This window comes from Paracoccus sp. TRP (assembly GCF_000185925.1).
Lineage (GTDB): Bacteria > Pseudomonadota > Alphaproteobacteria > Rhodobacterales > Rhodobacteraceae > Paracoccus > Paracoccus kondratievae.
The window spans coordinates 56,315-77,053 of sequence record NZ_AEPN01000004.1 but is presented as its reverse complement, the minus strand read 5'-3'; the positions used below and the strand labels follow the sequence as shown (position 1 = coordinate 77,053).

22 protein-coding genes and 1 pseudogene are annotated in these 20,739 nt (G+C 63.6%); 14 read left to right on the top strand and 9 right to left on the bottom strand.

Going from position 1 to position 20,739, the window contains the following annotated elements:
- Positions 1-125 precede the first annotated feature (125 nt).
- Positions 126-578 (top strand): NUDIX domain-containing protein, encoded by a 453-nt coding sequence (locus PARACOCCUSGL_RS0103860; RefSeq protein ID WP_029371464.1) that lies wholly within the window; start codon positions 126-128, stop codon positions 576-578.
- On the opposite strand, the gene PARACOCCUSGL_RS0103855 is transcribed toward PARACOCCUSGL_RS0103860, so the two are convergent.
- Positions 575-1,843 carry a PP2C family protein-serine/threonine phosphatase gene (locus tag PARACOCCUSGL_RS0103855; protein ID WP_010393239.1) on the bottom strand — a complete coding sequence of 423 codons (1,269 nt, stop codon included), beginning with the start codon at positions 1,841-1,843 and terminating at the stop codon, positions 575-577. The genes PARACOCCUSGL_RS0103860 and PARACOCCUSGL_RS0103855 overlap by 4 nt on opposite strands.
- A 119-nt stretch (positions 1,844-1,962) precedes the next feature.
- Here PARACOCCUSGL_RS0103855 and PARACOCCUSGL_RS0103850 point away from each other — a divergent pair, with 119 nt between their 5' ends.
- Positions 1,963-2,313 (top strand): hypothetical protein, encoded by a 351-nt coding sequence (locus PARACOCCUSGL_RS0103850; protein ID WP_010393237.1) that lies wholly within the window; start codon positions 1,963-1,965, stop codon positions 2,311-2,313.
- Between the two features lie 7 nt (positions 2,314-2,320).
- On the opposite strand, the gene ilvA is transcribed toward PARACOCCUSGL_RS0103850, so the two are convergent.
- On the bottom strand, positions 2,321-3,559 hold the full coding sequence (gene ilvA, locus PARACOCCUSGL_RS0103845) for a threonine ammonia-lyase IlvA (RefSeq protein ID WP_010393235.1): 1,239 nt from the start codon (positions 3,557-3,559) through the stop codon (positions 2,321-2,323).
- 168 nt (positions 3,560-3,727) lie between these two features.
- Between ilvA and PARACOCCUSGL_RS0103840 the strand changes: the two genes are divergently transcribed.
- From PARACOCCUSGL_RS0103840 to mog, 3 genes are all read left to right on the top strand, one after another.
- Positions 3,728-4,954: an argininosuccinate synthase gene (locus tag PARACOCCUSGL_RS0103840; RefSeq protein WP_010393233.1), complete on the top strand. Its 1,227-nt coding sequence runs from the start codon at positions 3,728-3,730 to the stop codon at positions 4,952-4,954.
- 116 nt (positions 4,955-5,070) lie between these two features.
- Entirely contained in the window at positions 5,071-5,550 is a 480-nt protein-coding gene (locus tag PARACOCCUSGL_RS0103835) for a VOC family protein (RefSeq protein WP_010393231.1), read from the top strand.
- A 42-nt stretch (positions 5,551-5,592) separates the two neighbouring features.
- On the top strand, positions 5,593-6,141 hold the full coding sequence (gene mog / locus PARACOCCUSGL_RS0103830) for a molybdopterin adenylyltransferase (protein ID WP_010393228.1): 549 nt from the start codon (positions 5,593-5,595) through the stop codon (positions 6,139-6,141).
- Here the strand turns inward: mog and PARACOCCUSGL_RS0103825 are convergent.
- From PARACOCCUSGL_RS0103825 to PARACOCCUSGL_RS0103810, 4 genes are all read right to left on the bottom strand, one after another.
- Entirely contained in the window at positions 6,116-6,730 is a 615-nt protein-coding gene (locus tag PARACOCCUSGL_RS0103825; protein WP_010393225.1) for an AAA family ATPase, read from the bottom strand. The two genes, mog and PARACOCCUSGL_RS0103825, sit on opposite strands and share 26 nt — an antisense overlap.
- A gap of 61 nt (positions 6,731-6,791) precedes the next feature.
- The gene (locus PARACOCCUSGL_RS0103820) at positions 6,792-7,574 is read right to left on the bottom strand and encodes an ATP-binding cassette domain-containing protein (protein ID WP_010393223.1); all 783 of its coding nucleotides are present in this window, start codon (positions 7,572-7,574) and stop codon (positions 6,792-6,794) included.
- Positions 7,571-8,644: an ABC transporter permease gene (locus tag PARACOCCUSGL_RS0103815; RefSeq protein ID WP_010393221.1), complete on the bottom strand. Its 1,074-nt coding sequence runs from the start codon at positions 8,642-8,644 to the stop codon at positions 7,571-7,573. The genes PARACOCCUSGL_RS0103820 and PARACOCCUSGL_RS0103815 overlap by 4 nt, the downstream gene beginning before the upstream one ends.
- Positions 8,645-8,745: 101 nt before the next feature.
- Positions 8,746-9,765, bottom strand: a complete 1,020-nt coding sequence (locus PARACOCCUSGL_RS0103810; RefSeq protein ID WP_010393219.1) for a sugar ABC transporter substrate-binding protein — start codon at positions 9,763-9,765, stop codon at positions 8,746-8,748.
- 116 nt (positions 9,766-9,881) lie between these two features.
- Here PARACOCCUSGL_RS0103810 and PARACOCCUSGL_RS0103805 point away from each other — a divergent pair, with 116 nt between their 5' ends.
- The 3 genes from PARACOCCUSGL_RS0103805 to PARACOCCUSGL_RS0103795 are packed head-to-tail and all read left to right on the top strand — an operon-like array spanning position 9,882 to position 12,355.
- Complete coding sequence (locus PARACOCCUSGL_RS0103805; protein WP_010393217.1) at positions 9,882-11,075, top strand: ROK family transcriptional regulator; 1,194 nt, start codon at positions 9,882-9,884, stop codon at positions 11,073-11,075.
- An 18-nt stretch (positions 11,076-11,093) separates the two neighbouring features.
- Positions 11,094-12,011 (top strand): DnaJ C-terminal domain-containing protein, encoded by a 918-nt coding sequence (locus PARACOCCUSGL_RS0103800; protein WP_010393215.1) that lies wholly within the window; start codon positions 11,094-11,096, stop codon positions 12,009-12,011.
- Positions 12,008-12,355 (top strand): hypothetical protein, encoded by a 348-nt coding sequence (locus PARACOCCUSGL_RS0103795; protein ID WP_010393213.1) that lies wholly within the window; start codon positions 12,008-12,010, stop codon positions 12,353-12,355. The genes PARACOCCUSGL_RS0103800 and PARACOCCUSGL_RS0103795 overlap by 4 nt, the downstream gene beginning before the upstream one ends.
- Here PARACOCCUSGL_RS0103795 and PARACOCCUSGL_RS0103790 read toward each other — a convergent pair.
- From PARACOCCUSGL_RS0103790 to ccmI, 3 genes are read right to left on the bottom strand one after another with little or no spacing between them, the layout of a single operon-like run.
- The gene (locus PARACOCCUSGL_RS0103790; RefSeq protein WP_010393211.1) at positions 12,352-12,531 is read right to left on the bottom strand and encodes a DUF1289 domain-containing protein; all 180 of its coding nucleotides are present in this window, start codon (positions 12,529-12,531) and stop codon (positions 12,352-12,354) included. The two genes, PARACOCCUSGL_RS0103795 and PARACOCCUSGL_RS0103790, sit on opposite strands and share 4 nt — an antisense overlap.
- Complete coding sequence (gene ruvX, locus PARACOCCUSGL_RS0103785) at positions 12,528-12,995, bottom strand: Holliday junction resolvase RuvX (protein WP_010393209.1); 468 nt, start codon at positions 12,993-12,995, stop codon at positions 12,528-12,530. Before ruvX ends, PARACOCCUSGL_RS0103790 begins: the two co-directional genes overlap by 4 nt.
- Positions 12,992-14,206, bottom strand: a complete 1,215-nt coding sequence (gene ccmI / locus PARACOCCUSGL_RS0103780) for a c-type cytochrome biogenesis protein CcmI (protein ID WP_040601691.1) — start codon at positions 14,204-14,206, stop codon at positions 12,992-12,994. The genes ruvX and ccmI overlap by 4 nt, the downstream gene beginning before the upstream one ends.
- Before the next feature lie 203 nt (positions 14,207-14,409).
- Here ccmI and PARACOCCUSGL_RS0103775 point away from each other — a divergent pair, with 203 nt between their 5' ends.
- The 6 genes and pseudogenes from PARACOCCUSGL_RS0103775 (at position 14,410) to PARACOCCUSGL_RS0103750 (ending at position 20,717) form a co-directional block, all read left to right on the top strand.
- Positions 14,410-15,684: a sarcosine oxidase subunit beta family protein gene (locus PARACOCCUSGL_RS0103775; protein ID WP_010393204.1), complete on the top strand. Its 1,275-nt coding sequence runs from the start codon at positions 14,410-14,412 to the stop codon at positions 15,682-15,684.
- A 157-nt stretch (positions 15,685-15,841) separates the two neighbouring features.
- Complete coding sequence (locus tag PARACOCCUSGL_RS0103770; protein WP_010393202.1) at positions 15,842-16,072, top strand: hypothetical protein; 231 nt, start codon at positions 15,842-15,844, stop codon at positions 16,070-16,072.
- A gap of 286 nt (positions 16,073-16,358) precedes the next feature.
- Positions 16,359-16,670 (top strand): annotated as a pseudogene (locus tag PARACOCCUSGL_RS0103765) (sarcosine oxidase subunit delta); the annotation flags it as partial.
- An 89-nt stretch (positions 16,671-16,759) separates the two neighbouring features.
- Entirely contained in the window at positions 16,760-19,690 is a 2,931-nt protein-coding gene (locus PARACOCCUSGL_RS0103760; RefSeq protein WP_010393198.1) for a sarcosine oxidase subunit alpha family protein, read from the top strand.
- Positions 19,683-20,201 carry a sarcosine oxidase subunit gamma gene (locus PARACOCCUSGL_RS0103755; protein ID WP_010393196.1) on the top strand — a complete coding sequence of 173 codons (519 nt, stop codon included), beginning with the start codon at positions 19,683-19,685 and terminating at the stop codon, positions 20,199-20,201. The genes PARACOCCUSGL_RS0103760 and PARACOCCUSGL_RS0103755 overlap by 8 nt, the downstream gene beginning before the upstream one ends.
- Before the next feature lie 60 nt (positions 20,202-20,261).
- Positions 20,262-20,717 carry a hypothetical protein gene (locus PARACOCCUSGL_RS0103750; RefSeq protein ID WP_010393194.1) on the top strand — a complete coding sequence of 152 codons (456 nt, stop codon included), beginning with the start codon at positions 20,262-20,264 and terminating at the stop codon, positions 20,715-20,717.
- The last annotated feature ends 22 nt before the right edge of the window (positions 20,718-20,739 follow it).

Sequence of the window (20,739 nt, the reverse complement as noted above, 5' to 3'; positions counted from 1 at the left end):
CAGACTGCCATACCTCTTGTGCCCATGCGCGGCCCACGCTTAGCGTGCCTTCGCCTTGGATCCGAAAAAGGTGCGTTGCTGCGACTGCGATGCGTTACGCCGAGAAGAATGGGGAAGAACGCCCGATGATACCGCGTTATGGAACGCCGCCCGGTCGCCGCGCCTATCGCCTGCGTCCGGGCGCCTATGCTCTGCTGATCCGGGATGGCGCGGCCTTGCTGACCTTTCAGCACGCACCCGAGCCAGAGTTTCAGCTGCCGGGCGGCGGCATAGACCCCGGCGAGTCGGCATTGGCTGCGCTGCATCGTGAGGTGCGGGAAGAGACCGGCTGGCGTATCGGGTATCCGCGCTGCTTTGGGGCCTATCGGCGTTTTTGTTACATGCCGGATTACGGTTTCTGGGCCGAAAAGCTGTGCAGCATCTGGCTGGCCCGTCCCGTTGCCCGGCTCGGCACACCTTCGGAGCCGGGCCATGAGGCGCATTGGGTGCCCTTGGCCCAAGTCACAGGCCTGTTGCCCGACCCTGGGTCGCGGGCCATGGTTCGGGCGGCATTGCGCAGGTTCGGGGTCGCGGGCTAGCTGCAAGACGCACCCTCGCTTCGCCGTTCGACCAGCACGGCCGAGATGTCGTCACTTCGCTGGCCACTGCTGTAATGTGCTGCTGACCAACAGATTGATTCCAACAGCGCGTCGCCATGCAGCGTCGCATTGGTGCGCAGGATGGCGTGCAAACCCTCTTCTCCCAAAGGGTCGCCGCGGGCGTTTTCGCATTCGGTCAGCCCGTCCGAATAGATGAACAGCCTGTCCCCAGGGGCGAGTGTGACTTGCAATTCCTCATAATCGGCCTGCGAAAAGACCCCGATGGGCAGGCCCCCTTGCCCGATGGATTCGATCCGCCCGTCAGCGCGCTGCACCATCGGATGGGGATGGCCCGCCTGCACCAGCCGCAAATGCCCGGTCCACAGGTTCAGATCGGCATAGATCATGGTGAAATACGATTCGATGCGCAGTTCATCGAGCATCAGCGAGTTCAGCAGGCGCATGACCTCGACCGGGGGCTTGGGATCGCAGCCCCCGCTGTCAGAGGCGCGTATTGCGACGTTCTGATGGTTTGTCCCCGAAAGCAGCGCCGCCAGACGGGCGCAAAGCAGGGCCGAGGCGACCCCGTGTCCCGCCACGTCCAGTGCAAACAGCCCGACCCGTCCCGCGTTGATTGGAAAAAAGCCGACAAGATCGCCACCAACATGGCCGGCGGGCCGCATCAGCAGCGAAAGGTCGAAATCCCCAAAACTGCCGTGGCATTCGCGAACCAGCCCCTGTTGCAGGCGTTGTGCCTCACGCAGGTCGCGTTCGATTGCCGTCTGGGTCTCACGCAGCTTGGTCAGTGCAGCGGTAAGGCGGGTGTTGGCGCTGCGCAGCTTTTCCTCCATGCGCAGGATGCGCTCGCTGGCTGCAAGCCGCGCCAGCAGCTCGGCCCCCGAGACCGGCTTGGTCAGGAATTCGTCGGCACCGGCGCGCAGACCTTCGGCAATGTCCTTCTTGTCGTTGCGCGAGGTCAGCAGGATGAAATAGCCGTACCGGTCCGATTGCATGGCACGGAAACGGCGGCAGAATTCAAGCCCGCTATGCCCGGGGATCATCCAGTCCGAAATCACGATGTCCGGCCGTCGCTCAAGGCAGAGGCGCATCGCTTCACGGCTGTTTGCGGCCTCTGCCACCTGATAGCCTGCGCGGGTCATCTGGACCGCCAGTGTCCGCCGCTGTGCCCGGCTGTCATCGACAATCAGCACCAGCCTTTGGGTCTGGGGCGCAGGATTCGGTGCATGGCCATCAGCGATCATCATGCTGACGGGTTTAGCTCCACCGGGCTGAATGTTCGGTTAATCTATACCATTTTCAGTATTAACCGGATGTAGACGGATTCGCTGTTACGAAGGTCGCGTGATTCTGTCGGAGGGTGTCCGTGCTGGACTGGAACCGTATCAACGAACTGCGTGACGAAGTCGGTGATGACGAGTTTCAGTTGATTCTGGAGCTGTTTCTGGACGAGGTCGAAGGGGTCATTATGCGCTTGTCGCCTCTGGATGCGCTGCGCCTGGAAACCGATCTGCATTTCCTCAAAGGCTGCGCCTGGAGCCTGGGCTTTGCGGTTTTCGGCTGTCTTTGTGACGCGGGTGAGCGTCAGGCGGCCGAAGGGCACCCGGAAAAGGTCGATGTTGAGGCCTTGCTTGCCTGTTACTCGGAATCAAAACAGGCGCTGATGGGCCGGTTTGGCGGGACACGGCGGACCTGCCAGCAAGGCGGCCGTGTCTGAGATGCGATTAGATCAGGAATTCCGCCAGTACCGGATCACGGGTGATGTCGCGATAGCCGATCCCCGCAGCCTCCAGCCGCTCGCGCAGCCGGTCGAGGTTTTCGGGGGCCGTAGTCTCGATACCGATCAGGACCGAGCCAAAGTTGCGGGCCGATTTCTTAAGATATTCAAAACGGGCGATATCGTCCTCGGGGCCGAGCAACTGCAGGAAATCACGCAGCGCGCCGGGGCGCTGGGGCATACGCAGAATGAAATACTGCTTGAGTCCCGAAAATCTCTGGGCGCGCTCTTTGACCTCGGGCAGGCGCTCGAAATCGAAATTCCCGCCCGAGCACAGGCAGACCACGCGTTTGCCTGCCAGATCGGGCATGTCGCGCAGCACGTCGATGGCAAGCGCCCCAGCAGGTTCCAGGACGATCCCTTCGATGTTCAGCATTTCCAGCATAGTGGCGCAGATGCGGTCTTCGGGCGCGGTATGGACATCGTTCGCCGTAAAGTGCGACAGGGCGCGGAAGGGCAAATCACCGATTCGCGCCACGGCGGCGCCATCGACGAAATTATCGACCGAGGGCAGGGTGACGGGCGCGCCCGATTGCAAGGCCTCGCGCAGGCTCGCGCCCCCTTCTGGCTCGGCGAATTCGGCGCGGGTCCGGGGGGCCAGCTCGCCAAACAGCCGGGTGACGCCTGCGGCAAGCCCGCCGCCGCCGACCGGCAGGATGATCAGATCCGGCGCCCCGCCAAGCTGGTCCAGAAGCTCCGACCCGACTGTGGCCTGGCCCTCGATGATGTCTGCATCGTCAAAGGGCGAAAGAAAGGTCGCGCGTTGGGCGCGGGCAAAGTCCTGCGCAGCGGCCAGCGTCTGGTCGAAATAGTCGCCTGCAAGCACGATCTCGATCGCATCGCCGCCAAAGATGCGGGTCTTGTCGATCTTTTGCTTCGGCGTGGTGACCGGCATGAAAATCGTGCCCTTGGTGCCGAAATGGCGGCAGGCATAGGCCATGCCCTGGGCATGGTTGCCGGCGCTGGCACAGACGAAATGCCCCTTTGCCCCGCCGCTGATCTTGCGCATGGCGTTGAAGGCGCCGCGCAGTTTGTAGCTGCGCACGGGTGTCAGGTCTTCACGCTTCAGCCAGATTTCGGCCCCGTATTTGGCCGAAAGGTGGTCGTTCTTTTGCAGGGGCGTCGGCTCGAAGAGGTCGCGCAGCGCGATCTCTGCCTGGCGGACAGAGGCGGCAAAGTTTTCCATGAATTCGCGAATGACCCGATTTTTCCCGATTGGCAAGAGAGAACAGGGGCTGATAGCCCTATCAAAACGGGTACGATGGCACGGGGAAGGGGCGTTTTGTCGTGCTCCTCTTGTGACACACCGCGAATGATCCTATTCCCTGCCGAAATTCCATTGGGGGTTATCTGCATGTCCGACGCGCCGAAGAAAGTCGTCCTTGCCTATTCGGGTGGGCTCGACACCTCGATCATCCTGAAATGGCTGCAGACCGAATACGGCTGCGAGGTCATCACTTTTACCGCCGACCTTGGCCAGGGCGAAGAGCTGGAGCCGGCGCGCCAAAAGGCCGAGTTGCTGGGCATCAAGCCGGAAAACATCCATATTGTCGATGTGCGCGAAGAATTCGTGCGCGACTTTGTTTTCCCGATGTTCCGCGCCAATGCGGTCTACGAGGGGCTGTATCTGCTGGGCACCTCGATTGCGCGCCCGCTGATTTCGAAACATCTGGTCGATATCGCGCACCGTCACGGTGCAGATGCCGTCGCCCATGGCGCGACAGGTAAAGGCAACGACCAGGTGCGGTTCGAACTGTCCGCCTATGCGCTTGACCCCTCGATCAAGGTGATCGCGCCGTGGCGGGAATGGGACCTGACCTCGCGTACCAAGCTGATCGAATTCGCCGAGGCGAACCAGATCCCGATTGCCAAGGACAAACGCGGCGAGGCCCCGTTCAGCGTCGATGCCAACCTGCTGCACACCAGCAGCGAAGGCAAAGCGCTTGAAAACCCGGCCGAGGAGGCGCCCGATTACGTCTATCAGCGCACGGTCAGCCCCGAGGACGCACCCGACCAGCCCGAATATATCGAGATCGGCTTTGAGCGTGGCGATGCCGTGTCGATCAATGGCGAGGCACTGTCGCCCGCCACCCTGCTGACCCGGCTGAACGAATACGGCCGCACGCATGGTATCGGCCGGCTCGACTTTGTCGAGAACCGCTTTGTCGGGATGAAGTCGCGTGGCATTTACGAAACGCCCGGCGGCACGATCCTGCTAGAGGCCCATCGCGGTATCGAACAGATCACGCTGGACAGCGGCGCGGGCCACCTCAAGGACTCGATCATGCCGCGCTATGCCGAGCTGATCTATAACGGTTTCTGGTTCAGCCCCGAGCGTGAGATGCTGCAGGCGCTGATCGACAAAAGTCAGGAACATGTGACCGGCACCGTGCGGCTCAAACTCTATAAGGGCAGCGTTCATACGGTTGGCCGCTGGTCGGATCACTCGCTTTATAGCGAACGTCACGTCACCTTCGAGGATGACGCCGGCGCATACGATCAGAAAGATGCGGCGGGCTTTATCCGGTTGAACGCGCTGCGGCTCAAGCTGGTCGCGAACCGGAACGCGCGGTTCAAGTAGCCGCAGCCAGATCCTTACCTCAAAGGCCGCGGACAAACCCGCGGCCTTTCATATGCTGGAACCTCGCCACTCCTGAAACGTTTGCCCCCAGCCAACGGTTCAGGGAGGAGCTTGCGATGACCGTACCCAAGAACACCGTCTGCATCTGGTATGACAAGGACGCAGAAGAGGCCGCCCGCTTTTACGCCGAAACCTTTCCCGACAGCGCTGTCACCGCAATTCGACGGGCGCCAAGTGACTACCCCTCAGGCAAGGCAGGCGATGTGCTGGTAGTGGAATTCACCGTCGCGGGCATTCCCTGTATCGGGCTGAATGGCGGTCCGGTCTTTCAGCATAGTGAGGCATTCTCGTTCCAGATCGCGACCGAGGATCAGGCGGAAACCGACCGTTACTGGGACGCGATCGTCGGCAACGGCGGCCAGGAAAGCGCCTGTGGCTGGTGCAAGGACAAATGGGGCATCTCGTGGCAGATTACTCCCCGAGCGTTGACCGAGGCACTTGCCGTCGGAGGGGATGAGGCGAAGCGCGCATTCGAGGCGATGATGCAGATGACCCGCATCGACGTCGCGGGCATCGAGGCGGCGCGGCGCAGCTGAGATCCGCTTTTCTTCGGACGCGGGCTGGGCCAAGATATCGCCATGACCCAAAGTTCCGCCATCCGCCCCGCCCATATTGCCATTGTCACCGTCTCGGACCGCGCCTCTCGCGGGGAATATGAGGACAAAGGCGGGCCTGGGGCCGAGGATTGGCTGCGCGCGACCATCACCTCGCCCATGATCGTCAGCCGCCGCATCATCCCCGACGGGCGCGAAACGGTCGCCGACTGTTTGCGTGACCTTGCCGATCATCAGGGCGCCGATCTCATTCTGATCACCGGCGGCACCGGCCCCGCCCCGCGCGACCAGACGCCCGAGGCTGTCGCAGATGTGATTGAAAAGGAGCTGCCGGGTTTTGGCGAAGAGATGCGCCGCGCCAGCCTGCGCGAGGTTCCGACCGCCATCCTGTCGCGCCAGACTGCCGGCATCCGGGGGGCTTCGTTGCTTATAACGCTACCGGGCAAACCCTCAGCCATCGCCACCTGCCTCGATGCGGTTTTCGCAGCAGTGCCCTATTGCCTTGACCTGATCGGCGCTGCCTGGATCGAAACCGACCCGGCGTACATCAAGGCGTTTCGGCCAAAGAAATAGACTCTGGCTGCACAACCAGATCGGCCGTCATAGATTCGCGCAGCACCACCTCGGCATTGCCCAGGTCGTTTTCCAGATGCGCCATCACTTCGGCCGGCGAACGACTCAGCCCCTGCCAGCGCGCGGTCAGGCGGCGGCGCAACTCGTCCTGGGGCACATCCAGCATCACCGACAGATCCCAAAGTGCGGCCAGCTGTCGCCATGGCACGCGATCAAGCAGCAGGTAATTGCCCTCGACCACGATCAGCCGGGTTTCCGCTTCGACCCGCCCGGCACCGGCAATGGCCAGATCCCGCTCGCGGTCGAAAAGCGGGTAGATCACCTCGCCCCCGGTTTTCAGGCGCTCGATCAGCTTGACGAAACCGGCGGCGTCAAATGTCTCGGGCGCGCCCTTGCAGCTGCGTAAGCCATCCCGGTCCAACAGCCGATTGTCCAGGTGAAACCCGTCCATCGGAACCAGAACCGCGCCGGATAGTCTCGCAACCAGCTGCGCGGCCAGTGTCGACTTCCCCGAACCCGGCGCGCCTGCAATCGCGACCACCCGCCGACCGGGGCCCAGCTGTGCAATCCGATCCAGTATTTCTTCCATGCAAAAATATCCCGGGGGGAGTCCAAAGGACGGGGGGCAGAGCCCCCCGCGACCACGCAACTCAGGCTGCCGTTGCCGCCTCGTCCGGTACCTTGGCGCCGGTCATAAAGGCAACCGCATCCGACATCGAATAATCCTGCGGCCGGATCACGCACAGCCGTCGGCCCAGCCGGTGAATGTGGATGCGGTCCGCGACCTCAAAGACATGCGGCATATTGTGGCTGATCAGGATGATCGGGATGCCGCGCGCACGCACGTCGCGGATCAGCTCCAGCACGCGGCGGCTTTCCTTGACCCCCAGCGCTGCTGTCGGTTCGTCAAGGATCACCACTTTCGAACCAAACGCCGCGGCCCGGGCCACCGCGACGCCCTGACGCTGGCCCCCCGACAACGTCTCGACCGCCTGATTGATGTTCTGGATGGTCATCAACCCCAGTTCATTCAACTTTTCGCGGGCGAATTTTTCCATGGCCGGACGGTCAAGCTTGCGAAACCACTTGCCCATGATGCCGGGTTTGCGCAGTTCACGCCCCATGAACATGTTGTCTGCGATGGACAGGGCAGGGGACATGGCCAACGTCTGATAGACGCATTCGATCCCTGACGCCCGCGCATCCAGCGGGCTTGCGAACCGGACCTGCCGTCCCTCCAGCATGATCTCGCCTTCATCGGGCTGGATCGCCCCTGACAGGGCCTTGATGAGTGAGGATTTGCCCGCGCCGTTATCGCCGATGACAGCCAGAATCTCGCCCGGCATCAGGTCAAAGTCGCAGTGGTCCAGCGCAGTGACTTTGCCATAGCGCTTGACGAGGCCGCGCGCCTTCAAAAGCGGTTCCCGGGTCATGCCGATGCCTTTCTGATCCATTGATCCACCGCCACGGCGATGATGATGAGCATGCCGATAAGGAAAAAGGTCCATTGCGGGTCAGTGCCGACCATCTTCAGCCCCATCTCAAAGACGCCGACGATCAGCGCGCCAAAGAACATGCCGACGATCGAACCGCGCCCGCCAAAGAGGCTGATCCCGCCGATCACCACGGCAGTAATCGACTGGATATTGCCTAACTGCCCGGTCGAGGCCGAGGGTGAGACCGAGCCGAACCGGCCGATCATTACCCAGCCGGCGATGGCGCAGAACAGCCCGGCCAGCGCATAGACCTGAATAAGCACGCGACGGGTTCGTACGCCGGCCAGCTCGGCCGCTTCGGGATCATCTCCCACGGCATAGACATGTCGGCCCCAGGCTGTGTGGCGCAGCACATAGGCAAGTAGCGCGACCAGCGCGATCATCAGAAAGACGGCGTAGAGGATCTTCACCCCGCCGGGTTGGATCGAATAGCCCCAGAATTGCAGGGCCGGTGCCTCGGCCGCGATTTCCGATGAACGGATCGTCTCATTGGCGGAATAGATATAGTTCGCCGCCAGAATGATCTGCCAGGTGCCGAGTGTCACGATAAAGGGCGGCAGCTTGACCCGTGCGACCAGCCAGCCGTTGGCAAAGCCCATCGCCGTCCCCGCTGCAAGCCCCAGCCCGATCGAAAGTGGCGCCGGGACGCCATAGCGAAAGGTGAACTGTCCCATCAGCACCGATGAAAAGACGGCGATCGCCCCGACCGACAGGTCAATCCCGGCAGTCAGTACCACCAGTGACTGGGCGCAGCCCAGAATACCGACGATGACAAGTTGCTGCAGGATCGTGGACAGTGTGACGGCCCTGAAGAAGTTTTCCTCCTTCAGGCCAAAGATGATGATCGCCGCGATCAGCACGATCATCGGCACAGCCGAGGGTGTCATATGCAGCCAGTGCTGCAGGCGCTTCAGGGCGGATTTTGGTTCGTGAAATTCGGCAACCTTGTCCGAGGCGCCGCGCAGGCCCTCCTCGTAGCTGGCGGCCGTCTTGGTGTCGGATGACATGGACGGTCTTCTCCCTTGAAGGACGCCACCCCCCGCGGCGCCCGCTGCCTGTGATCGGGCGGGGCGCGCCTTCGCGCCCCGCCCCGCGGTTCAGCCGGGCATCAGCCCCAGCAAAGCTCGGTGCCCTTGGTGCTGTCGATGGATTCGATGCCCTCGGCCGGCTTGTCGGTGACAAGCTGCACGCCGGTATCGACGAAATCCTTGCCTTCGGTCGGTGCGGGGCGGGTGCCATCTTTCGCAAAGGCGGCAATTGCCTCGATCCCTTTCGACGCCATATCCAGCGGATATTGCTGCGACGTGGCGCCGATTACCCCGTCTTTGACGTTCTGCACGCCGGGGCAGCCGCCATCGACAGATACGATCAGCACATCCTTTTCGCGACCAATGGCCTTTAGCGCCTCATAGGCCCCGGCGGCGGCCGGTTCGTTGATGGTATAGACCAGATTGATGTCGGGATCCTTGGCCAGCAAGGTCTCCATTGCCTTCAGCCCGCCTTCTTCGTTGCCCGAAGTGACCTCATGACCGACGATGCGCGGATCGGTCTCATCGCCCCATTTGTTCGGGTCGCCCAGTTCAATGCCAAAACCTTGCAGGAAGCCCTGATCGCGCAGCACATCGACCGAGGGCTGCGAGATGCCCAGATCCAGCATGGCGATCCTGGCCTCGGCGGCCTTGTCGCCCAGCGTTGCCTTTGCCCACTGGCCGATCAGCTCACCCGCCTTGAAGTTGTCGGTGGCAAAGGTCGCATCCGCCGCGTCGATCGGGTCGAGCGGTGTGTCCAGTGCGATGACCAACAGGCCCGCATCCCGCGCCGCCTTGACGGAATCGACGATTGCCTTGGTGTCCGAAGCGGTGATCAGGATGCCCCTGGCGCCGTCGGCGATACAGGCTTCGACCGCCGCGACCTGGCTTTCGTGGTCGCCGTCAATGCGTCCGGCATAGGATTTCAGCTCGATCCCAAGTTCGGCCGCCTTGGCTTGGGCACCCTCTTTCATTTTGACGAAGAAGGGGTTGGTGTCGGTCTTGGTGATCAGGCAGGCGCTTTCCGCCTGCGCCATACCCGCCAGCAGGGTCAGTGCCGTGCCCGCCAGCGCTGCACGCAGCAATCCAGTCTTGGTCATGTGGTTTTCCTCCTCTCGGCCAAAGGGGCCGCCATTGCCTGCGGAAGGCTGCCGAACAAAAGGTGGCTTGTCAATAAATCAATTTCGTTGATTTATAGGGTGAGAGGAGAAAAGCCATGCCCACGACCATGCCAGCCGGATCGACCCCCCAAGGGGTGCGGGGCCAGAATGAGCGCCTGATTCTGTGGTTGATCCGCCGCAATGGCCCGATGCCGCGCGCCGCGCTTGCACAGGCAATGGGCCTGTCGGCACAGGCCGTCTCAAACATCACGCGTGAGTTGATCGCTGCGGGTCTCTTGGACGCAGGGGGCGAGCGGCGGCGCGGCAAGGTCGGTCAGCCGCTGTTGCCGCTGGCACTTGCGCCCGAGGGGGCGCTGTTTCTGGGTCTCAAGGTCGGGCGCAGGCTGGCCGAGCTGGTGCTGGTCGATTTTTCGGGGCAGATCAGACAGATGCGGGTGCTGCCTCATGCCTTTCCCCATCCTGACGCGATCCGCGACTTTGCCATCGCCAGCGCGGACGAGATTCTTGCCGGGCTAACCGAGGCGCAGCGTGCGCGTCTGTCGGGTATGGGCATCGCAAGCCCATTTTATCTGTGGGATTGGGCGAGAGAGATGGAGCCCTGGCGCGGCCGCGACCTGCGCGCCGAGCTGGCCGAAGTGCTGGACATGCCGGTCTGGCTGGAAAACGACGGCTCCTGTGCCTGCGGGGCCGAGATGATGTTCGGGACGGCCGAGCTGCCCGAAAATTTCCTGTATTTCTACATTGCCCATTTTGCCGGGGGCGGCGTCGTGCTGGACGGGCGCTTGCGGCTTGGGCCGTCGCGCAATGCAGGGGCAATGGGTTCATTTCCGGTACCGGGCGGGCGCCAGGTGCTGGATGTGGCCTCGGTTTCGGTGCTTGAGGCGACGCTGGGCCATGACCTGCCGCTGGATGACGCGGCATGGGACCTGCCGCCTGATATCCTGTGTGAATGGCTGGACAAATCGGCACAGGTGCTGTCCCATGCAGCCTTAGGAGCGGTGGCCGCTCTGGACTTTCCGCTGGTGGTGATCGACGGTGCAATGCCGGACAAATTGCGCGCTGCGCTGGTCGAGGCGACCTCCGCCAGTCTGGCCCGGATGCGTCACCACGGCGTGACCTTGCCCGAGGTACGCGCCGGAACCCTAGGCCGCAGTGCCCGTGCATTGGGCGCTGCTGCTTTGCCGCTGGGGGCGGGGTTCATGCCGGGCGGCACCTTCTCTGCGCCCCGTCCGGGCCGGATCGGGCAGGAAACCCAGGGGGCGCCTTTGCGTTCCCCCGATGACAGGTGAAGAAAGGATGACCCGGCCATGGCCGACGATCCATACAAGGCGCTGGGGCTGAACAAGAACGCCAGTCAGGACGACATCAAGCGGGCCTATCGACGGATCGCCAAGACTGACCATCCGGACCTGAACTCTGATCCCGTCGCGCATGATCGCTTCAAGGCGGCCGCCGCCGCTTATGAACTGCTCAGGGACCCCGAACAGCGCGCGCGCTTTGACCGGGGTGAAATCGACGCCTCGGGGCAAGAACGTCAGCAGCGGCATTACTACCGCGAATATGCCGAATCGGACGACAATCCCTATCGGCAACATCAGGGCTTTGACGATCTGTCGGATGTGTTCTCGGATCTTTTTGGCCGTGGCGGCGGGGGCGGAGGGGGCAGCTGGCGCGGCGGTGCGAAAAGCTTTGATATGCGCGGTCCCGATCAGCGCTTTACGCTGGAAATCGACTTTATGACCGCCGCGCGGGGCGGATCGACCCGGATCACCATGCCTGATGGCAGCGTGCTGGATGTGAAAATCCCCGAAGGCGCGCACGACGGTCAGGTGGTGCGCCTGCGCGGCAGGGGCGGGGCGGGCATGGGCGACGGCCCCCCGGGCGACGCACTGCTGACCCTGATCGTTGCCGAGGACCCGGATTGGAGGCGCGACGGCGACGATGTCGAAACCATTTTGCCCATCACCATTGATGAGGCCGTGCTAGGTGGCAAGGTCGAGGCCGAAACCATCGACGGCCCTGTCATGCTGACCATCCCTCGCGGCGCAAGTTCCGGTCAAAAGCTGCGGCTGAAAGGCCGCGGCCTGCGGGGCGAGGGCGGCCGGCGCGGCGATCAGCATGTGATCCTGAAAATCGTCATGCCGTCGCGCATCGACGCAGAACTGGAACATTTCATGGAACAATGGCGCCGCGACCATGCCTATGATCCAAGGGGGAGAAGATGACCCAGCGGCATTACACCCTGTCCGAAACGTTGGAGGCCGTCAGCGACCTGACGGCCGAGCAGCTGGAGCGTTACGTCAGTTCCGGTGTCGTCGTGCCGGTTCAGTCCGAGCAGGGGCCGTTGTTTCGTGAAATCGACCTTGCGCGGCTGAATCTCGTGGTTGACCTGGCCGAAGGCTATCATCTGGATGATGAGGCTCTGGCGCTGGTTCTGTCGCTGATAGACCAGCTTCACGGACTGCGTGGCGACATGCGGGCGATTCTGGATGCCGTGGCGCGTGAGCCGGCTGAAACCCGGCTGCGGCTCAAGACGGCGATCCGCGAAGTGCGTGTGGTGACGCGTTAATCCGCCCTTCGCCCTGTCAGCTGGCGGTCAGGCAGCTGGGCCATGATTGCCAGCCGCTCGGCCTCGGTCATGCTGGCCCAACGTGCGATCTCATCAAGACTGCGCAGGCAGCCGCGGCAAAGGCCGCTGTCTGCATAGATCTGGCAGATCTGGATGCAGGGGCTGGACGGTTTCATCCGATAAAGCGCAGCCGGTCGAGCGCCCCTTGCAGGATATAGCCTGCCGCAACCTGATCTATTACCTCTGCCCGGCGTTTGCGCGAGGTATCGCCCTCAAGCAGCGCCCGCTCGGCCGCGACGGTGGACAGTCGCTCATCCCAAAAGGTGATCGGCAGCGGCGTCAGCCGTTCAAGATTGCGGGCAAAGGCGCGGGTCGACTGGGCGCGCGGCCCCTCGCTGCCGTCCATATTGCGAGGCAGGCCCAGCACCAGCCCGACCAGCGCACGCTCATCGACGATCTTCAACAGCGCCTGTGCATCCAGCGTGAATTTCGTCCGCCGGATCACGGTAAGCGGGGATGCGACACCGCGCAGCCCGTCGCTGACCGCAACGCCGATGGTTTTGGTGCCAAGATCCAGCCCGACGATTGCGCCGCTGCGGGGCAGAGCTTCGGCAAAAGCCTCGACGGTCTCGCAGATCATTCCAGCCCCGCCTGCTTTGCGGCCGCCTCGATCAGATCCAGCGCCGGTTGATTGCCTGAAAACCGCTGCCGCGCCTCGCCAAGCACGACTTTCGCATGGTCCTGCTGCCCGATCACAGGCAGCGAAGAGATCAGCCGCGCCCATTCCTCGGGAGTACCGCCCTGGGTTGCCAGCCGGGATTCCAGCCCCTTGACCATCCCTTCGATCATCTTCTGGCGCTCTTCGGGTGGCAGGTCCTGCGCGGCTGCTATCGCATCCGCGTCGGGGCCGGGCAGGGTCGAGGGCTCGGGCGGGGTATAGTCCGGCTGCCCGGCAAGCCACGCCAGATCGCTGATCGCGGCGCGGATGGGGGCAATCCACGGCGCGCTTTCCGGCCCTTCGGCCAAAAGGCCCGCCCAGATGGGAAAGGCGCGGTCGGGACGGCCGTTCTGCAAGTGCAGCAGCCCGACCATGAAACGCGCCTGCGGGTTGCGCGGGTCGCGCGCCAGCGCCTCGGCAACCGCCTTTTCACCATCGCTGGTGATAAGCCCGCCTGCCGCCTCGATTGTCAGCCCGGCAAGACGCGCCAGATCCTCGGCGCTGGCCTGATCGCCGCGTAGCGCGACCAGACGGCGCTGAGCATCCTTGGCCGCGACCAGATTGCCCAGCCGCTCTTCATGCTCGGCCAGCAGTTCCAGCCCGCGCGGATCGTTGGGATTCTTTTGAACCACTTCGCGCAGCTGGTCGATCAGCGCGGTATATTCGGCATCGGGCTCGGGCCGTTCGGGTTGGGGGGCCCTGGCCTCGGCCTCGGTCTGAGTGGGGCGGCTGTCGTAAAGGGCCTGTGCATCGGCGATGCGCTGCGCGATGGGGGCATCGGGGCGATCAGGCTGACCCAGCCGCTGATAAAGAAAGAACGCCCCGACAAGCAGCAGTGCCAGTGCGACCAGCGCCACCCACCCCCCAGGCGAGCGTTGGCCGCTGACGGCACGTTGCAGCGCACGGTCGGCGGCCAGAACCTTGCGGCCGATTTCGACACGCAAACGCTCGGCATCGGTCTGATCTATCACCCCGCGTTCCAGATCCCTGCCGACCTCGCGCAGCTGGTCACGATAGACCCGCAGGTCATAGGCGGCGGCGGGCTCGGCCTCGTCGCCCTGCCGTCGCAGAAGCGGTGCTGCGATGGCGACGGTCACCATCCCTGCCAGCGCGGCACAGATAATCCAGAACATCGGCTTCCCCTTGTGGCTGGTTCCGGTGATAGCCGTTTTCGCCGGGCGGAAAAAGTCAAAGCACTGCGACAAAAATACAGCGCCCCGACGGGAGATCTGCGCCCCGCCCTGACGCATTTTGACAACCGCCGCGTCGCAACCCGGCTTGCCCGAAAACGGCTGCCGTTTCACTCTGCTGTCATTGAGTCGAAAGAGGTTCTGTCATGCCTGCTGCCCCCGCAAGTTCCAGCACCGGCCGCTATTCGGTCTTTGCCATCGCGCGAGAGGCGATGCGGCTTCACACCGGCTGGAAGCGCGCCTGGGCCAGCCCCGAGCCGCGCAAGAAATATCAGGTCATCATCGTGGGTGCTGGCGGCCACGGCCTTGCCACCGCCTATTACCTTGGCAAGAATTTTGGCATCACCGATGTTGCAGTTCTGGAAAAAGGCTGGCTGGGCGGCGGCAACACCGGTCGCAACACCACGATCATCCGGTCGAACTATCTGCAGGACCCCTCTGCGGCGATCTATGACAAGGCGCTGAAGCTTTACGAAAATCTGTCGCAGGATCTGAACTACAACATCATGTTCAGCCCGCGCGGCCTGCTGATGCTGGCGCAGACCGAACACGAGGTGCGCGGCTACAAGCGCACCGCCTATGCCAACCAGTTGCAAGGCGTGGCGACCGAGTGGATCACCCCCAAGCGCATCAAAGAGATGCTGCCGATCATCAATATCGACGGACCGCGCTATCCGGTTCTGGGTGGTCTGTATCAGGAACGCGGCGGTACCGCCCGGCACGATGCCGTCGCCTGGGGCTATGCCCGCGCCTGTTCGGCCATGGGCATGCATATCATCCAGAACTGCGAGGTGACCGGTGTTGAGACCGCCGGCGGCAAGGTTGTCGCGGTGAACACCGGCAAAGGCCGGATCGAATGCGACAAGCTGGCGCTGATCGCGGCGGGCCACAGTTCGGTTCTGGCAGAGATGGCGGGCTTCCGCCTGCCCATCGAATCGCTTGCCCTTCAGGCGCTGGTGTCCGAGCCGATCAAGCCCTGCTGTGATCTGGTCATCATGGCCAACACCGTTCACGGCTATCTGTCGCAATCCGACAAGGGTGAAATGGTGATCGGGGGCGGGACCGACGGGTTCAACAACTACACCCAGCGCGGCTCGTGGCATCATGTCGAAGAAACCGTGCGCGCGCTGATCGAGACCTTCCCCATGCTCTCGCGGCTCAAGATGCTGCGGCAATGGGGAGGGATCGTCGATATGACCGGCGATCGCTCTCCGATCCTGTCGACGACGCCGGTGGGCAATATTTTCGTCAACTGCGGTTGGGGTACGGGTGGTTTCAAGGCCATCCCCGGCTCGGGCTGGGCCATGGCCGAACTGGTCGCCAAGGGCCAGCCTGGTCCTTTGGCTGCTGATTTTGGCCTGAACCGCTTTGCCGAAGGCCGCTTCATCGACGAAAGCGTCGCCGCGGGGGTGGCGCACTAATGCTCATGCCGGGCGCGATCCTGCCGGGGTCCGCGGAATTTGGGCCAATTCTTGCCAAATTCCGCGCCGGCGCAGAAAATTTCGTCCAAGCCTTGGGAAACTCTTCGTTGTCTGGTGAATTGTCTCAGTACGTCACCATGACCAAGGAGTTTTCTTCATGGCCGAACAGAACAAGAGCAACCTCTGGCTCATCGGCGGCGTTGTCGTCGTCGTGCTGGTCGTCATTTACTGGTTCGTGTCCTCGGGAACCGAACCGGCCGCGACTGAACCGCCTGCCGCACCGGCAGCCTCGTCCGAAAGCGCGCCCGCAGATGACGGCGCTGTTTCGGTCGAACCTCCGGCTGAGCCTGCGGCTCCGGCTGAACCCGCGACGCCTTCTACGAACTAAGGCGCCTGATCCGGCTCCAGGGGGCGCCTTTTCCTGCATTGGCCGGGGGGCGGTTCGTCCCTCGGTTTCCTGCTGCGCGTTCTGGCCGGGTCCTGCTGCGACCCTTGCCGCCGGGCCCGCGCTGACCAAACCTGCTTTCTTTCTGCAAGCCCTGCCGGTGCGCCACGCGCCCGCAGTCGGCTGCGGAAGCTTCAGCAACCCCCAGCCCATTACACAGATGACCCGTGTCCGGCCCTTTGCCGGGACGCGGGCCTGTCTGCGCGACCTGCCGCCCAAGGAGTGACCCATGCTGATCCTGACCTGTCCCTATTGCGGCATTTCGGCCGAGGAAACCGAGTTGCAGCCGGGCGGCGAAGCGCATCTGAAGCGCGTCGGCCCCGGGTCCTCGGACACCGAATTTGAAAGCTATCTGTTCGCCCGCAAGAACCCCAAGGGCGTGCATTTTGAGCGTTGGCGTCACGCCTATGGCTGCGGCAAGTGGTTCCTTGCCGCCCGCGACACCGCAACGTTGCAGGTCTTTGGCACCTACAGTGCCCAGACCCCGCATCCGACGGACGAAATCGTTGCCGCCATCCGGGTGCATCGCCCTGATTGGCAACCCGACTGGGATAGCGCACCGGCTGCCGCAAGCTCTGCTTCCAACCCTGCCGCCATCTCTGGCGAAACCTCTGCCGAAAGCCCGAAAGCATGACCGAGACCGGACCCTTCCGACTGCCGCGCGGCGGCCGCCTGATTGATCGCGCATATCCGTTGCCCTTCCGCTTTGACGGGCGCCAGATGCGTGGGGTTGCGGGCGACACCATTGCCTCGGCCCTGTTGGCGAATGGCCAGCTGATGATGGGCCGCAGCTTCAAGTATCACCGCCCGCGCGGCCCGATCGCCTCGGGCGTGGAAGAGCCGAACGCGCTTTTGGGCCTTGGTCAGGCGGGCCGGTTCGAGCCGAACCAGCGTGCGACCACCACGCCGCTGATCGGCGGCATGGTCACGACCAGCCAGAACTGCTGGCCCAGCCTGAACGCTGATATCGGCGCGGTAAACAACTGGCTGTATCGCTTTTTCCCGGCGGGGTTCTATTACAAGACCTTCATCCATCCCCGCGCGTTCTGGAAACATGTGTTTGAGCCGGTGATCCGCCGGTCGGCCGGTCTGGGCAAGGCCCCGACCGAAGCCGACCCCGACAAATACGAACAGGCCTATGCCCATGTGGATGTCGTTGTTGTCGGTGGCGGCATTGCTGGTCTGGCCGCTGCCCGCGACGCGGCGCGCGAGGGCAAATCGGTCTGGCTGGTCGAGCAGACGCCCCATTTCGGCGGCCGCACCCCCACCGACCACGCTGATGGTCAGTCCCACGTCGACGCTCTGGTAGCCGAGCTGCAGGGGATGCAGAACGTAACCCTGCGCCGCTCGACCCAGGCGACCGGGCTTTACGACCATGGCTATCTGCTGGCGCGCGAATCGCTGGCCGATCACGACCCGAACGCAGGCATCCCCCGCCAGCGCCTGTGGCGCATCCGTGCAGGTCATGTGATCGTCGCGACCGGCGCGCTTGAACGGCCGCTAAGCTTTGCCGGCAACGATGTGCCGGGTGTGATGCTGGCCTCGGCTGTGCGCGATTACATCAACGATTATGGCGTCGCGCCGGGGCGCAGGATCGTTGTCGTTGCCAATAATGACGACGCTTATCGCACCGCGCTGGTGGCTCTTGAGGCCGGGCTTGAGGTGCCGGCGGTGATCGACGCGCGCAACTCGGTCGAGGGTGCTTTGCCCGCGGCGGTGCGTGCCCGGGGCGTGCGCGTCCTGACCGGCAGCGCCATCGCCGGGATCAAGGGTGGCCATTCGGTCGAGGCGGTCAAGATCTGCGCCCATTCCGGCTCGGGCGATGTGACCGAGACGGTGGACGCCGATTGCGTGGCAATGTCCGGCGGCTGGTCCCCGGTGGTTCACCTGTGGAGCCATTGCGGCGGCAAGCTGAACTGGGATGACGCGCAGGCGATGTTCGCCCCCGACCCGAACCGTCCCCCGACCGGGGCAGACGGCAAGGCAATGGCAAGCTGTGCCGGTGCCGCTGCGGGCGATCTGCTGGTCGCCGGGCTGACCGGCGCGCAGGCCGAGGCGGCGATCATGCCGGTCTGGGTCATGCCGCAGCAGGCCACGCGCAAAATGAAGTTCAAGATGTGGCTCGACTTTCAGAACGACGTGAAGGTCTCGGATGTCGAACTTGCTGCGCAAGAGGGCTATCACAGCGTCGAACATACCAAGCGGTACACCACGCTTGGCATGGCGACCGATCAGGGCAAGGTCAGCAATATCAACGGCCTTGCTGTTCTGTCGAACGCGCTAACCCAGCCGATCCCGGCGACCGGCACCACGACTTTCCGCCCGCCCTATACGCCCCTGACGCTTGGCACCATCGCTGCTGAGGCGCGGGGTGAGCTGTTCCAGCCCCTGCGCAAAACTCCGATGCATGGCTGGCACGAGGCGCGCAGCGCCTTCTTTGAGCCGGTCGGTCACTGGCGCCGCCCCTATTGCTATCCCAAGGCGGGTGAAAGCCATGCCGATGCGGTGGCGCGTGAGGTGCGGGCGGTGCGGGCCAGCGTCGGGACCCTGGACGCCTCGACGCTGGGCAAGATCATCGTCAAGGGTCCCGATGCGGGCAAGTTCCTCGACATGATCTACACCGGCATGATGTCCACACTGCCGGTCGGCAAATGCCGCTATGGCCTGATCTGTAACGAGAACGGCTTTCTGATCGACGACGGCGTCGCCGCGCGGCTTAGCGAGAACACCTGGCTGGTCCACACCACCACTGGCGGGGCCGAGCGCATCCATGGTCACATGGAGGACTGGCTGCAATGCGAATGGTGGGACTGGAAGGTCTGGACTGCCAACGTGACCGAGCAATGGGCGCAGATCGCTGTGGTCGGCCCCAAGGCGCGCGTTCTGCTTGAGCGGCTGGGCGGCATGGATCTGTCTGCCGAGGCGCTGCCCTTTATGGGCTGGGCCGAGGGCGAGATTGCTGGTATTCCGGCCCGCGTCTATCGCATCAGCTTCTCGGGTGAGCTGTCCTTTGAGGTGGCCGTTCCTGCCAACCGCGGGCTTGAGCTTTGGGAAAAGCTGCATGAGGCTGGCAAGGACCTGAGCGTTACGCCCTATGGTACCGAGGCCATGCATATCATGCGGGCCGAAAAAGGCTTTATCATGATCGGCGACGAAACCGACGGCACGGTGATCCCGCAGGATCTGGGCCTTGGCTGGGCGGTCAGCAAGAAAAAGGCCGATTTCATCGGCAAGCGTGCACAAGAGCGCAGCCACATGACCGATCCCGAACGCTGGAAGCTCGTCGGCCTGGAAAGCGTTGACGGGCGGGTGCTGCCCGACGGCGTCTATGCTGTCGATGAGGGCGTGAATGCGAATGGTCAGCGCAAGACGCAGGGCAGGGTGACCTCGACCTATATGTCTCCGACGCTGAACCGGCCGATTGCCATGGGTCTGGTCAGGCATGGACCTGACCGCATGGGTGAGGTGCTGGAATTCCCCGTTGCGGGTCAGGAAAGCTACAAGGCGCGGATCGTCGATCCGGTGTTCTACGACAAGGAAGGGAGCCGGGCGAATGGCTGAGGCATTGGCAAGGATTTCGCAGGTCCAGGACTGGGGCATGATCCAGATCCGCGCCGATCTGGAGCGCGCGGGCGATGCGATTGCCGGCGCAGCCGGGCTCGCCGTGCCCGGGCGCGGCCGCGTCACCTCGGACGGCAGCCGCAAGCTGGGCTGGATGTCCCCGGATGAGCTGCTGCTGGTCCTGCCGCTTTCAGAGGTGGCCGGGACGCTGGCCGCCCTGCGGGATGCGCTGTCGACCGAACACGCGCTGGTTCTGGACGTCAGCGATATGCGCGCGGTGTTCCGCATCCATGGCGCCAGGGCCCGTCAGGTGCTGATGAAACTGTGCCCGACGGATCTGTCCTCGATGCCCGAGGACGGGCTGCGCCGTACCCGTGCCGCGCAGGTCGCCTGCGGCATCTGGCGTGAGCCCGAGGGCTATGTGCTGATCGGCTTCCGCTCGGTTGCCGATTATCTGCGCAACCTTCTGACGACTGCGGCGGCGCCGGGCACGCAGCTGGATCCTCGCTAGGGCTTGTGGTCGCGGCGGGGCGGCGTATGGATGGTGGGCTGATGCCATCCGGTTGATTCCATGCGTTCCGTCCCGTTCCTGCCTGCCCTTGCTTTTGCCGGTCTGATGATGCCGGTCTCTGCCTCCAGCGCGCAGGACCGCGCGCAAGAGGCACCTATCGTGATGATGTGCCAGATCGTCGATCAAAGCGGCACCGGCTGGGTGCCCGAGTTCATCATGCTGACCCGCCAGACCTCTGGCCCGAAAGAGGGCCGGATCGAGGTCTTTGACCCGATCCTTAAGCGTCTTGTCGGCCGCCCGACCGAGGCGCGCATTACCGGTGACGACCGGCAGAGCCGCACCTATGGCTGGGCGCTTGCCGGGGTGCGCAACGCCTCGGGTCAGCGGACCGAGCGGCTGGACTATAGGTTGAACCTTCGCAAGGCGGATGGTACGGCTATGGTGACGGCGACGGCCCTGGGCTATGATAACGTCATGACCGGAACCGGATTTTGCGGTTTTCCCGGCGCGGAATGAGGCAGGAACTTGCCTGCCTGCC